The sequence below is a fragment of the Agrobacterium larrymoorei genome (assembly GCF_005145045.1).
Classification (GTDB): domain Bacteria; phylum Pseudomonadota; class Alphaproteobacteria; order Rhizobiales; family Rhizobiaceae; genus Agrobacterium; species Agrobacterium larrymoorei.
Genome location: NZ_CP039691.1, coordinates 1,116,051 through 1,128,680 on the forward strand (window position 1 = coordinate 1,116,051; position 12,630 = coordinate 1,128,680).

The window sequence follows — 12,630 nt, forward strand, 5'->3', positions numbered from 1 at the left end:
TTCAGCGAGTTGATGACCGATCACCCACTCAAAGTTTCCTTCGCGGCACGTCTGCGCAACAGCTTCCTGACCGGCATTCTCATTCTTGCACCGGTCACGATTACCATGTGGCTGGTCTGGACGTTTCTGCAATGGTCGGATAGCTGGGTAAAACCCTATATTCCCGCGCGTTACGATCCCGAGCAATATTTCGATGTCGCCATTCCCGGTTTTGGTCTTCTGATCGCGGTCATCGGCATCACGCTCATCGGCTTTCTCGGCAATAACCTCATCGGCAAATGGATCGTGCGTTCGGGTGAATCGATCCTCAACCGCATGCCGCTGGTGCGCCCCATCTATCGCAGCATCAAGCAGCTTTTCGAGTCTGTGCTGAAAGAGCATTCGAACTCCTTCAAACGCGTCGGCATGATAGAGTTCCCGGCACCCGGAACCTGGGCGATGGTTTTCGTTGCTTCCGAGGCAAAGGGCGAACTGGCCTTTCGCTTCAACGAATTGGGTCAGGAAATGGTCGCGGTCTTCCTGCCGCCGACACCGGTGCCGACGGCTGGTTTTCTGCTGTTTGTGCCAAAAGACAAGATCATCATGCTCGACATGTCGCCGGAAGATGCAGCCAAGCTGTTGATCTCAGGCGGTCTGGTCGCCCCGGATTTCGAGCCGCCGAAGGTGCCTGCGCCTATTTGATGGGGTGGCGAAGGTGCAACCCCACTTCCGTCATCCCGGACTTGATCCGGGATCCAGCCAGACCAAGTCCTTGGTCTGAAAGACTCTTTCGGCGCGCAGACGCGCATCTGCTGGACCCCGCATCAAGTGCGGGGTGACGGGTGGGGAGAACTGTTTTCGACCCAAACTACCCACTCAGTTTAAACCGGACAGTAGTGGGTCAAGCCCGAAAATGACGGCGGTGGGTTTGGCGATGGTGTCTAGACATATTCCATGCCGGTTTTTCGCCTGCGTCCAAAGCCTTGCAATGAAAGAAAGACGCCTCAGTTAGAGTTTTTCGACAATCCCAACCCTTCAAACTACCGCCCCTGAAGCACCGCCAGTTCCTCAATGCCCACATGGCTCTCCACCTCGCTTCCGCGCAGATGGAGGTAGACGCCGATGAAGAAGGCGAGGACGGCGATGAAGATCAGATACCAGGCATGCGCCATAGGGTTCACCGCAAGCCCAGTGCTGACCGCAATCGGCGTCAGACCGCCGAACACGGCGTATGACACGTTATAGGCAAATGACAAGCCTGAGAAACGAACCGAGGCGGGGAAAGCGCGGACCATGACGTAAGGCACCGCACCCGCCATGCCGACGGAAAGGCCCATGACCGCGTAGAGCGCAAACATTATGTTCAGCGAAGTTCCGGCATAGCTATAGAAGGTGAAGGTGGCGACGCCGAAGAAGATGCTGGCGCCCATGAAGAAGATGCCGCTACCGATGCGGTCGATCAATGCGCCCGCAATGATGACGCCGAAGATGAGGAACAGCGTGCCGAAGCTGGTTCCGGCAAGCGCCTGTGTCGGCGTGTAGCCATAGAGCTTCTGCAGGAAGGTTGCCGTCATCAGCGTCGTGACCACGATTGCGGCGGATAGCACCCATGTCAGCAGTGCCGAAACGATAACGCCGCGCATATGGTTCTTCAGCACGAGGCCGAGCGGCAGCTTGTCGGTCAGCGATTTCGACTTCTTCATTTCGTTGAAGACTGGTGTTTCTTCCAGCCAGCGGCGCAGATAGACCGCAATCAGGCCGAAGACACCGCCGAGCAGGAAGGGGATGCGCCATGCATAACCGGCCACATCTTCCGCAGAGAAGATGGAGTTGATGGCAAAGGCAATCAGCGAGCCGAGCATGATGCCGAGCGACAGGCCGGAAGTGAGGAAGCCGCAGGCAAGGCCGACATGGCGGAAGGGAACATGTTCGGACACGAAGGTCCATGCGCCCGGAACTTCACCGCCGATCGCCGCGCCCTGCAACATGCGCAGCACGATCAGCAGAATGGGTGCAGCAATGCCGATGGTCGCGTAAGTCGGCATCAACGCCATGCCGAGCGTGGACAATGCCATCAGCAGGATTGAAAATGCGAAGACGCGCTTGCGACCGTAACGGTCCCCATAATGCGCCAGCACGATGCCACCCAGCGGACGCACCAGATAACCGGCGGCGAAGATGCCGAAGGTCTGGATCATCACCAGCCAGTCCGGCATTTCCGGCGGGAAGAACAGATGCCCGATGACGGTGGCGAAAAACACGAAAATGATGAAGTCGTAAAACTCCAGCGCGCCGCCAAGCGCGGAAAGGCCAAGCGTTCTGTAATCCTGAGCGTTCAGCGCACGCGCTGTAACCGGGGTCGTGGTGGGAGACATGAGATGGCTTCTTCTTTTACATCGTTCTTCGTGCCATGCGGCAATGCCGCCTGCATTTCAAGTCTTTTATGGCGTCTACCGTCGTGTCCTCGGCTGTTCCACGCCTTTACCTAATATTAGATATTAATAATGCACCTTCCGATTGCTGAATGTGTTATGCATATGTGATCACGATAGGCAAATGGATTGAAATGATGCAGCAAGTTTCTTCTCTCATCACGGTGTTCATGGTCGTCTCCATTTTCAGCGCCCGCTTCGTCAGCGCAGAGGCGAATGAGGGCAACTGGATCATGGCGATTGGAACGTTCCTCATTGCCCCGCTTCTTTTCTTCTTCGTCTTCCACACGGTGCTTTATCTGGTGGTGAGGATGATGCGCGGCAGGGAAGGCGTTGCCTCTTACACCAACACCAAGATCAACTGCCTCTCTGCACTGGTGACGATACTGGCAACCATGGCCGCGGTTTGAGTTTCGATGCTCTATTCGTCCAGATATTTTGTCGGCCTGTCGAGAAAGCGGCGCAGGAACTGGATGTTTTCCAGCTCGTCGTAGAGCCGCTCCGAAATTCCGTCCTCGCTGAAGTGATAGATCGTCGCTTCGGGTATTGCCAGAAGCACGGGAGAATGTGTGGCGATGATGAGTTGAGCGCCGTTATCGGCTGTCTCGCGAATGATGGTGGCGAGCGTCAGTTGCTTGAGCGGCGAGAGCGGGCTTTCCGGTTCATCGAGAAAATAAAGCCCTGCGCCATGCAGCCGCTGCTCCAGAATATCCAGAAATCCTTCGCCGTGGGAGCGCTGGTCGATGGCATTGCTGCCGACGATATTGCGGAAAGTATCGGGCGTTTCCTCGGGAAAAGCTGTGCCTTTCTCCAACGCCTTTTCTCGATAATACCGGAAATCATCGAGCTTTTCGTCGTTCAGGCGGCGCACATATCCCAGCACATCTTCGGAGCGCATGAACATGCGCACCTTGGGATATTTCTTTCTGGCGAAGTAAAGCGCACCCGCCAGCTTTTCTGCATGTTGAAGATAGATGTCTCCGGCAACCTGACCATGTGTCCCGATAGAATAGGCCTTCATGCCAGCCGCAATCGCCTCCAGCAAAGTGGATTTGCCGGAGCCATTGTCCCCGGCAAAGAAAGTGATCGGCGTCTTCAACTCGATGCGTTCCAGACCTCTGAGAGCCGGGACGGAGAAGGGGTAATCCGTGCCGTTATCGAAAGCGCCTTTTGCGGTGATGCTGTCGAGATAGAGCATTCGGCTTCCTGTTTCTTCCAGTCTATTCAAGAATTTCTCTTGGTCAGCAAAAAGGGTGATTTCGAGAACCGGAGCGGAGCGTACTCAACGTATGTGAGCACCGGAAGCGCAGAAATTACCATTTGCAGCCGACCAGCGGCAATTATTGGACAGACTGGTCGCCCTCACTCGAACCGGTTGATGATGCTGATGCCGCTATCCTTGAAACTATCCATGGCGGGCAGGGCGGTCACGGCGTCGGAAAGCGAGATGTGCTTGCCGATCAGCTTTTCCGGCATCAGCTTGCCGTTCCTGATCATAGCCAGCATATCGTCATAGCGCCATGCCTGCATGCCGTGGCTGCCGTAAATCTCCAACTCATGCGCGATCACGCGCGCCATGGGAATTTGCGGCATGGAGTGATCCGCCAGCATCAAGCCCACCTGCACATGGCGGCCACGGCGGCGCAGATTGCTGATGGAATTGCAGCAGGTCTGGGGATGGCCGAGCGCATCGACGGAGACATGCGCGCCACCGCCGGTCGCATCGCGCACGGCCTCTGTGACGTCAGCAACCTCGCGGCTGTTGATGGTAACGGTCGCGCCGAGCTGTTTTGCCAGGGCCAGCTTGTCTTCGGCAATATCGATGGCGACGACCTGCGCGCCGAGCCCAGCGCCAATCATGATCGCGGACAGGCCAACGCCGCCGCAGCCATGCACGGCCAGCCACTCGCCACCCTTCAGGCGGCCCTGATCGACAACGGCGCGGAAAGAGGTCGCAAAGCGGCAGCCAAGGCTGGCGGCAGTGTCGTAAGCCATCTCATTTGGCATCTGGACGAGGTTCTGGTCGGCGTAGTCGATAGCAACATATTCCGCAAACGAGCCCCAATGGGTAAAGCCCGGCTGGAACTGGGTTTCGCAGACTTGTTGGTTGCCGGAGCGGCATTCCTGGCAGTGGCCGCAGCCGGAAACGAAGGGAACGGTGACGCGGTCGCCGACCTTGAAGCGCATGACGTTTTTGCCGACGGCAGAGATGACGCCCGCGAACTCATGCCCCGGCACATGCGGAAGCGCGATATCGCTGTCGTGGCCCATCCAGCCGTGCCAGTCGCTGCGGCACAGACCGGTCGCCTTCACCTCGATAACCACGCCGCCCGGAGTCGGTTCCGGGTCGGGCAGCGTTGCGATTTTCGGGGCTTCGCCAAAGCGTTCGTAGAATAAAGCGCGCATTGTGTTCTCCTGAGATTGGCACCGAGTAGCGCTTTTCGCCAAGGAGAAACAGTGCGCTACTCTGCTACAATCATCAAATCTTCTGATGCGAAGTTGAGCGTGATCCGCTCGCCGATGGCAGGCGGGGCGGTGCCGGGGTCGTTGAACATGTCGAAGGACAGCACGGTGCCGCCGACATCCAGACGCGTGCGGATGACGGACCCGAGGAAGTGGCTGGAGGTGACGATGCCGGAAATGGCGACATCGCCCTTGGCGCTCGGGTTCAGCGAACCGGCTTCCGGGCGCAACGCCACGGTCACCTTGTCGCCATTGGCTTTTTCGAGCGGCTTTTTCAGCGAAATCTGCTGATCTCCCACCAGAACCGTGCTGGTCGCCACGTCTGTTACGGTGGCGTCGATGAGGTTCAGCGTGCCGACGAAGGAGGCGACGAAGCGCGTGGCCGGGTTGTTGTAGATTTCAAATGGCGAGCCGATCTGGTCCGCAACGCCCGCATTCATCACCACGATGCGGTCGGAGATGGACAGCGCTTCTTCCTGATCATGCGTTACGAAGATGGTGGTGATGCCGAGCTTGCGCTGGATGTGACGGATTTCCTCGCGCAGCGACACGCGGATTTTTGCATCCAGCGCCGAAAGCGGTTCGTCCAGAAGCAGCACTTCCGGCTTCGGTGCCAGTGCACGCGCCAGCGCCACGCGCTGCTGCTGACCGCCCGACATCTGGTAGGGATAGCGATCCGCCAGATGCTCCAGATGGATCAGCGCCAGCATTTCCTGCACACGCGCCTCGATTTCCGCCTTGGGCTTGCCCGCAACCTTGAGGCCGAAGGCGACGTTTTCGCGCACATTCATATTGGGGAACAGCGCATAGGCCTGAAAAACCATGCCGATATTGCGCTGGTTCGGCTTCAGCGTCGTCTGGTCCTTGCCGTTGATGACGATTGCGCCGTCGCTTGGCGTCTCGAAACCGGCGATCATGCGCAGAACGGTGGTCTTGCCGCAGCCGGATGGGCCGAGGAAGGATACGAATTCACCCTTTTCGATTGCCATGTTGAAGTCATGCACGACCTGAACCTGACCGAAGGATTTCTTGATATGCGTAAGTGTCAGAAAGCTCATGAATGATCCTTCAGGCCTTGGGGGCCTGTCCCTTCTGGTAGCGGGAGACGAGTTGGATGAGCCCCAGGCAACCCCATGTGATGCCGAAGGAGATGACGGCCAGTGCTGCGGGCTCATAAGCGCGGTTCGCGCCGAGCAGCTGCATGTAAGGGCCGAATGCGGGGCGGTTCAAAAGCGCCGCCATGGTGAATTCGCCGATGACGATGGCAAAGGTGAGGAACGCGCCCGACAGCACGGCCACCAGCACGTTTGGCAGGATGATGCGGGCAAGGATGGTGGTCCATCCGGCGCCCAGACTTTGTGCCGCTTCCGTCAATGTTCCGATGTCGATTGTGCGAAGACCGGTATCGACGGCGCGGTACATGTAGGGCAGAGCGAGCGTGGTGTAGCCGAACATCAAAAGCAGGTTGGTGCCGGATGTGGAGCCCGTCAGCGGCAGCCAGCTGGACGTGTTGTAAAGGCGGATGTAGCCGAACACGATGACGATGGCCGGAATGACGAGCGGCAGCAGCGTGATGAATTCGATGACCGGGCGAAGAGCCGGAAGTTTCAGCCGCACCCAATAGGCCGTCGGCACCACCAGCACCACGCCGAAGATGATGGTAAACAGCGCCATCATCACCGAGAAGGTGAAGGTCTCCTGAAAGCGCGGGTCGCTCAGCACCACGGCATAGGCATCGAAGGAATAGACGCCGCGCCGCATTTTCAGCGAGAAGTTGGTCATGCCGATCAGCGGCAGGGCAAAATAGAGGATGCCGAAAAGGAGGGCGCCCCAAGCGAAAATACGCTTCATTTCAGCCACCTCTCACTGCGCGAGCGCATCCAGATATAGAGCGTGTTGGCGATGCAGGTTACCACGATCATGCCGAAGGCCAGCGCAAAGCCGAGGTTGGGATTGCCCAGCACATCGCCGCGGATCTGCGCGAAGAGCAGGATTGGGACGATGTTCAGCGAGGAGCCGGTGAGCGCAATAGCCGTTGCGACGGCACCGAAGGCGTTGGCGAACAATAGCGAGAACGTGCCGAGGATAGATGGCAGCAGAATGGGAAACGCCACCATGCGCCAGTATTGCACGCCGCTGGCCCCGAGGATTTCCGCAGCTTCGCGCCACTCGCGCTTCAGGCCATCCAGAGCGGGCGTGATAATGAGGATCATCAGTGGGATCTGGAAGAACAGATAGGTGAGCGTCAGTCCCCAGAAGGACAGGATGTTGAAGCCGAGCAGGCGCAGATCGATGCCGAGCTGGGTTTTCAGGAACACCGTGACGAGGCCGACCGGGCCGAGCGTTGCGATGAAGGCGAAGGCTAGAGGAACGCCAGCGAACTGCGATGCAACGCCGGAGAAGGTCAAAAGCGGTGCACGGATTTTCTGCGGCAGCCCGCCCAGCACCACTGCGGAGGCGACGCCGAAGCCGATCAGACAGCCGAAGAAGGCAGAAGCGACGCTGATCTTGATCGATATCCAATAGGCCGCGAGGATGGAGGGCGTGAAAAGCCCGATGATATTTTCAAATGTAAAGCTGCCGTCCGCGTTCTGAAACGCGCCGATGACAATCTTCATCGTCGGCATAATCAAAAAGAGAAGAACGAAAACTGCAAATGGCAGAATGCCAAGCCATTCGAGCTTCGGGCGAAAGCGCCGTTTAACCGGCAATGCTGTGCCAGTATTCGCTGATGACATGCTGTCCCCAATGCCGCGATCATCGCGGTCAATTTGTTTAACGCATTGTCCGGACGCAAAACCGCTAAACACTTTTGGCTCGGAAATGCTCTCCTATGCATAAATCAGCCGCCCCGGGCTTTGTAAGCCGGGGCGGCTGTTATCAAGTGATTACTTCACGTTTGCGCCGACGACCTTGTCCCAGCCACCGGTGACGGCGGCCTTGTTGGCGTCAACGTCTTCGAGTGTCGGGAAGATTGCCTTTTCATAGGCTGCTGCTGGTGGCAGAGCGTCGAGCAGGTCCTTCGGAATCTTGTTGGCCTTGGCAAGAGCGTTGAAGCGGATCGGGTGGCAGAAGCCCTTGAGCCAGCCGAGCTGACCGTCGTCCGAATAGAGGTGCTCCATCCACAGCTTTGCAGCGTTTGGATGCGGTGCGTAGGCGGAAATGCCCTGAACGTAAACGCCAGCCAGAACGCCCTTCTCAGGAACGACGACTTCTGTCGGCGGGTTGCCGTTCAGCGTCTTTGCCCAACCGAGAGCGTTATAGTCCCAAGCGATGACGATTGGCGTGGCACCCTGTGCCAGCGTACCGGCCTTGCCGATGACGGGAACGAAGTTGCCGGCCTTGTTGAGGTCGGCGAAGTACTTCAGACCAGCTTCACCGGCTTCCTTGCCGTCCTTTGCACCGGTGGAGAGACCGGCAGCGAGAACACCCAGGATCGCCTGGTTGGAGGCGCGTGGGTCGCCAGCCAGAGCAACCTGACCGGAATATTCGGGCTTCAAGAGGTCGGCCCAGTCCTTCGGAGAATTGGTGACGAGGTCCTTGTTCACGAAGATGGACATGACGCCGTAATAGTCGCCGTACCAGTAGCCTTCGGCGTCCTTCACGTTGTCAGGAATTTCGTCCCAGGTGGAAACCTTGTAAGGCTGGAGAAGGCCTTCCTTCTTGGCCTGCGGGCCGAATGCGAGACCGACGTCGATCACGTCAGGAGCCTGTGGGCCCTTATTGTCCTTGTTGGCCTTGATGGCTTCGATTTCGTCGGCAGAACCGGCGTCCGGGTTCAGTTCGTTGACCTGAATTTCCGGATACTTGGCCTTGAAGGAGGCGATGACGTCGCCGTAACCGCACCAGTCGTGCGGCAGAGCGATGGTCGTCAGCATGCCTTCTTTCTTGGCGGCTGCGATGAGTTCCTCGCTCGGTGCTGCCGAGGCGATTGCCGAGGTGGCAAGGATGATTGCGGTGGTAAGCGAAAGCAGTCGGCGGCTGTGCGAGATCACTTTGGTTCTCCTCTTCGTGTCTCATGCGTCGGCGGACGCTGTACGTGGTCTGCATGAATGTTTTGTGACGGTTGTAGGGCTGCCGATCTGCGTCGCGCTAGCCTCGTCTGACGCTTTATTGCCATCATTACGTCACTTTTTTGTCATGATGTATTGGCTGCGACATAAAAAGTTTCGGTTGCGCCCTTTCCTCGGTTGGAGATCAGTTGCAGCTCATTTATTTTCGGGCTTCCTAAACAGACGCGTCTGCTCAAAAAGTCCTTCGAGCGCGTTCATGCGCTGGCGGGTTTCATCCCAGCCATTGTTCTGCACGGCTTCGATCAGAGCCTCCACCACGAATAGCGTCACGACGGAGCTATCCCAGGCGGATGGTGCCTCGATGCGCACGCGAAATGTGTGTTTGGCGAAGCGCGAAACGGGTGAGGTCCACTGGTCGGTGAAAAGCAGGATGCTGACATCGTTTTCATGCGCCACCTGCGCCAGCGTCACCATGTCCTGCTCGTAGCGGCGGATATCGAAGATCACCAGCACATCGCCCGCATTCATGTTCAGCATATATTGCGGCCATGAACTGGAATTGGAGGACATCAGCGCCGTCTTTGGGCGGATGACCTGCATGTGGGTAAAGAAATATTCAGCAATCGCCCCCGTGATGCGCCCGCCGACGAAATAGATACCGCGCTTTCTGTCCGAGAGCAGCGCCGCTGCATTGTCGAAATCGGCAGTATCAAGATCGCTCAGCGTATCGCGCAGATTGTTGGTAATGGCATCCGCGAAGCGGTTGAGAATGTGCAGGCCGGGGGCGTTGCTGGCCCATCGGTCGTGCTTTGCAATCGGGTTGGAAATGGTAGCTTCAAGCTCCTGATGGAGGCTTGCCTGAAACTCCGGATAACCCTTATAGCCGAGCTTCTGCACCATGCGCGCCACGGTGGGCGTAGACACGCCTGCATTTTCCGCAACTGTCGTGATGCTGCCAAGGCCCGAAACGGGGTAATTTGCCAGAAGGCTCTCCGCCAAACGCTTCTCAGCGCGCGTCAAACCTTCATAGTGGGTCTGAATGACCTCCGACACCGTCGAAGACGATGAATTGCGCAAATTTTTCCCCTTTTTCCGGTTTCATGACCGGCTTTTAGCGATGATTAAGATACGGGGCCACGCTGGAGTCAATCGAAAAAATGAAGAGAAAATTTCAAAAATACGTTTGACACTTTGCAAGTTGTGAAGAATTCTCTTCTCGCCGCTGGGGAGCGGTCGAGACAAGCGGGGTTCGACCATGACGGTTCGTTCGCAGTTTTTCAGCGCCGACGAAGGTGACGCGGTCGCGGTGGAAAATGAGATGGGGAAACATGCGGTGCTGCTCGTCTGCGAGCATGCTTCACGCACCCTGCCTGCCCGTTACGGTGATCTCGGCCTTAGCGAAGATGTTCTGTCGAGCCACATTGCCTGGGACCCCGGCGCTCTCGCCGTCGCCCGGCTTCTCTCGGCAAAGCTTGATGCCACCCTGATTTTCCAGCGCTTTTCGCGCCTGATCTATGATTGCAACCGTCCGCCGGAATCGCCTTCGGCGATGCCGCTGACCAGCGAAATCTACGACATTCCTGGCAACAGGGATTTGAGCGAAGCTGAGCGTTTTGCCCGCACTGCGGCGCTCTATATTCCGTTTCACGAAGCCGTTTCCGACCACATAGAAAGGCGGAAAGTGACTGGCAAGGGAACAGTTCTCGTCACGATCCACAGCTTCACGCCGGTTTATCACGGGCGGGTACGCGATGTACAAATCGGCATTCTGCACGATGCCGACTCGCGGCTTGCGGATGCGATGCTGAAAGAAGCGGGACCGTCTTTCAGGGTGGAGCGCAACGAGCCTTACGGACCGCAGGATGGCGTGACCCATACGTTGCGTCTGCACGCCGTGCAGCATGGCTTGCTGAATGTGATGATCGAGGTTCGCAACGATCTTATTGCAGATGAGGAGGGGCAGCGGGACGCTGCCGAGTTCTTGAGCGAGCTTTTGAGAAAGGCTCTAGCCACTCAAAGCCACTGACGTCTCCGGCGGGTTCGCCTGCCGGACGAGAATATTGCCGCGTGGTTCAGAACGCCGAAACAGGCGCAGCCACCCGGCAAGGGAACAGCAGATGCATACGGCCCTGAAGCGGAAAATCCGCCGGGCCGAAACTGGGGCAACATCGGCCATTCCGGCTGACTGCCTGCTTTTTTCTTGATCAGGAGAGACAAGGCATGGACAGTTCATCATCCGGCGTCAGCTATAAGAAAGCGGACGCATCCTATTTCGAAAAACGAGGGCTCTCGCGCTATGCGGGCGTCTGGTCGCTCTGGGCGCTTGGCGTCGGTGCGGTCATCTCCGGCCACTTTTCCGGCTGGAACTTCGGCTTTGCCACGGGCGGCTGGGGCGGCATGCTGGTGGCGGGCATCATCATCGCCATCATGTATCTGGGCTTGACCTTCTCGATTGCTGAGATGAGCCCGGCGCTACCGCATACGGGTGCAGCCTATTCCTTCGCGCGCACGGCAATGGGGCCTTGGGGCGGTTTCATCACCGGGCTTTGCGAGAATGTCGAATATGTTCTCACTCCCGCCGTGATCGTTACCTTCATCACGGCCTATGTGAACTCCATCCTCGGGCTCGATCCTGTCTATTCGCCGTTCCTCTGGGTACTGTTCTACATCATCTTCTTAGGACTAAACGTCTTCGGACTTGAACTATCGTTCAAGGTAACGCTGGTCATCACACTGATTTCGCTCGGTGTTCTCGTCTTCTTCTGGATCAGCGCCATTCCGAATATGGATTTCTCCCGCTGGGCATTGAACATCGGCGTCGGCCCGGATGGCGCGGCAGTCGAACTGCCGGAAGGCAACGGCCCCTTCTTCCCATTTGGCATTTCTGGCGTCCTCGCCACGCTGCCCTTCGCCGTCTGGCTGTTCCTTGCCATCGAGCAATTGCCGCTGGCAGCGGAAGAGTCGGTCGATCCCAAGCGCGATATGCCGAAGGGCATCATTCTCGGCATCATCACGCTGATGATTTCCGCCTTCATGATCGTGCTGCTCAACCCTTCGCTTCCGGGCATCGGCGCGTTCCATCTCGGCTCGGCGCTTGAGCCTCTGCTGGATGGTTTCAAGGCGGTTTATGGAGATAGCGGCGTCGTGCTTCTGGGTCTGGTGGCGCTGACTGGCCTTATCGCCAGCTTCCACACCATTCTCTATGCGCAGGGTCGGCAGATCTATTCGCTGTCGCGCGCGGGCTATTTCCCCACGGCGCTTTCCATCACGCATCCCAAGTTCAGAACGCCGCATGTCGCCATGCTGACGGGTGCCATCGTTGGCCTCAGCGTCATGATGATCATCTGGTTCGCGCTTGGTGCGGAAAAGGGCGGCAGCATCATCGGTAGCGTGTTGATCAACATGGCCGTCTTCGGCGCGATGTTCTCTTATATCATGCAGGCGCTTTCCTTCATCCTGCTGCGCAAGAACCTGCCGAATATCGAGCGTCCGTTCCGTTCGCCACTCGGTGTGCCGGGCGCGGTACTGACCATCATCATCGCTGTCGTGACGCTGCTCTATCAGGTGCAGGACCCGAACTTCACCAAGGGCGTGCTGTGGGTCGCGATCTGGTTTGCCGTCGCCATCGCGTATTTCGCGATGGTCGGTCGCCACCGCCTCATCCTCTCTCCGGAGGAAGAGTTTGCGATGGAACACAAGCAGGCGGCACTCAGCGCGGCGGCTGCGGCAAAGGCCTGATGTTT

12 protein-coding genes are annotated in these 12,630 nt (G+C 57.8%); 4 read left to right on the forward strand and 8 right to left on the reverse strand.

Features of this window, described 5'->3' with window-relative positions:
- Positions 1–12 precede the first annotated feature (12 nt).
- Positions 13–681 (forward strand): DUF502 domain-containing protein, encoded by a 669-nt coding sequence (locus tag CFBP5473_RS05230; RefSeq protein WP_027674326.1) that lies wholly within the window; start codon positions 13–15, stop codon positions 679–681.
- Positions 682–1,019: 338 nt separating this feature from the next.
- On the opposite strand, the gene CFBP5473_RS05235 is transcribed toward CFBP5473_RS05230, so the two are convergent.
- Positions 1,020–2,354 (reverse strand): MFS transporter, encoded by a 1,335-nt coding sequence (locus tag CFBP5473_RS05235; protein WP_027674327.1) that lies wholly within the window; start codon positions 2,352–2,354, stop codon positions 1,020–1,022.
- Between the two features lie 191 nt (positions 2,355–2,545).
- Here CFBP5473_RS05235 and CFBP5473_RS05240 point away from each other — a divergent pair, with 191 nt between their 5' ends.
- Entirely contained in the window at positions 2,546–2,821 is a 276-nt protein-coding gene (locus CFBP5473_RS05240) for a hypothetical protein (protein WP_027674328.1), read from the forward strand.
- Positions 2,822–2,832: 11 nt separating this feature from the next.
- Here the strand turns inward: CFBP5473_RS05240 and CFBP5473_RS05245 are convergent, their stop codons facing one another.
- From CFBP5473_RS05245 to CFBP5473_RS05275, 7 genes are all read right to left on the reverse strand, one after another.
- A complete protein-coding gene (locus CFBP5473_RS05245; RefSeq protein WP_027674329.1) occupies positions 2,833–3,609 on the reverse strand; it encodes an AAA family ATPase in 777 nt (258 codons plus the stop codon).
- Between the two features lie 164 nt (positions 3,610–3,773).
- Positions 3,774–4,817: a zinc-dependent alcohol dehydrogenase family protein gene (locus tag CFBP5473_RS05250; protein ID WP_027674330.1), complete on the reverse strand. Its 1,044-nt coding sequence runs from the start codon at positions 4,815–4,817 to the stop codon at positions 3,774–3,776.
- Positions 4,818–4,873: 56 nt separating this feature from the next.
- Entirely contained in the window at positions 4,874–5,932 is a 1,059-nt protein-coding gene (locus CFBP5473_RS05255; RefSeq protein WP_027674331.1) for an ABC transporter ATP-binding protein, read from the reverse strand.
- 10 nt (positions 5,933–5,942) lie between these two features.
- On the reverse strand, positions 5,943–6,725 hold the full coding sequence (locus CFBP5473_RS05260) for an ABC transporter permease (protein WP_027674332.1): 783 nt from the start codon (positions 6,723–6,725) through the stop codon (positions 5,943–5,945).
- On the reverse strand, positions 6,722–7,612 hold the full coding sequence (locus CFBP5473_RS05265) for an ABC transporter permease (protein WP_027674333.1): 891 nt from the start codon (positions 7,610–7,612) through the stop codon (positions 6,722–6,724). Before CFBP5473_RS05265 ends, CFBP5473_RS05260 begins: the two co-directional genes overlap by 4 nt.
- A 150-nt stretch (positions 7,613–7,762) precedes the next feature.
- Positions 7,763–8,869 (reverse strand): ABC transporter substrate-binding protein, encoded by a 1,107-nt coding sequence (locus tag CFBP5473_RS05270; RefSeq protein WP_027674334.1) that lies wholly within the window; start codon positions 8,867–8,869, stop codon positions 7,763–7,765.
- A 213-nt stretch (positions 8,870–9,082) separates the two neighbouring features.
- Positions 9,083–9,964 (reverse strand): MurR/RpiR family transcriptional regulator, encoded by an 882-nt coding sequence (locus tag CFBP5473_RS05275; protein ID WP_027674335.1) that lies wholly within the window; start codon positions 9,962–9,964, stop codon positions 9,083–9,085.
- 178 nt (positions 9,965–10,142) lie between these two features.
- On the opposite strand from CFBP5473_RS05275, the gene CFBP5473_RS05280 reads away from it, so the two are divergent.
- The gene (locus CFBP5473_RS05280) at positions 10,143–10,913 is read left to right on the forward strand and encodes an N-formylglutamate amidohydrolase (protein ID WP_027674336.1); all 771 of its coding nucleotides are present in this window, start codon (positions 10,143–10,145) and stop codon (positions 10,911–10,913) included.
- Between the two features lie 194 nt (positions 10,914–11,107).
- Positions 11,108–12,625, forward strand: coding sequence for an amino acid permease (locus CFBP5473_RS05285; RefSeq protein WP_027674337.1), 1,518 nt, complete (start codon positions 11,108–11,110; stop codon positions 12,623–12,625).
- Positions 12,626–12,630: the final 5 nt, after the last annotated feature.

What these genes read in the sequence shown, in the direction of transcription:
- CFBP5473_RS05230 (WP_027674326.1), top strand. Translation starts at nt 13, where the DNA reads ATGACCGATCACCCACTCAAAGTTTCCTTCGCGGCACGTCTGCGCAAC.
- CFBP5473_RS05235 (WP_027674327.1), bottom strand. Translation starts at nt 2,354, where the DNA reads ATGTCTCCCACCACGACCCCGGTTACAGCGCGTGCGCTGAACGCTCAG.
- CFBP5473_RS05240 (WP_027674328.1), top strand. Translation starts at nt 2,546, where the DNA reads ATGATGCAGCAAGTTTCTTCTCTCATCACGGTGTTCATGGTCGTCTCC.
- CFBP5473_RS05245 (WP_027674329.1), bottom strand. Translation starts at nt 3,609, where the DNA reads ATGCTCTATCTCGACAGCATCACCGCAAAAGGCGCTTTCGATAACGGC.
- CFBP5473_RS05250 (WP_027674330.1), bottom strand. Translation starts at nt 4,817, where the DNA reads ATGCGCGCTTTATTCTACGAACGCTTTGGCGAAGCCCCGAAAATCGCA.
- CFBP5473_RS05255 (WP_027674331.1), bottom strand. Translation starts at nt 5,932, where the DNA reads ATGAGCTTTCTGACACTTACGCATATCAAGAAATCCTTCGGTCAGGTT.
- CFBP5473_RS05260 (WP_027674332.1), bottom strand. Translation starts at nt 6,725, where the DNA reads ATGAAGCGTATTTTCGCTTGGGGCGCCCTCCTTTTCGGCATCCTCTAT.
- CFBP5473_RS05265 (WP_027674333.1), bottom strand. Translation starts at nt 7,612, where the DNA reads ATGTCATCAGCGAATACTGGCACAGCATTGCCGGTTAAACGGCGCTTT.
- CFBP5473_RS05280 (WP_027674336.1), top strand. Translation starts at nt 10,143, where the DNA reads ATGACGGTTCGTTCGCAGTTTTTCAGCGCCGACGAAGGTGACGCGGTC.
- CFBP5473_RS05285 (WP_027674337.1), top strand. Translation starts at nt 11,108, where the DNA reads ATGGACAGTTCATCATCCGGCGTCAGCTATAAGAAAGCGGACGCATCC.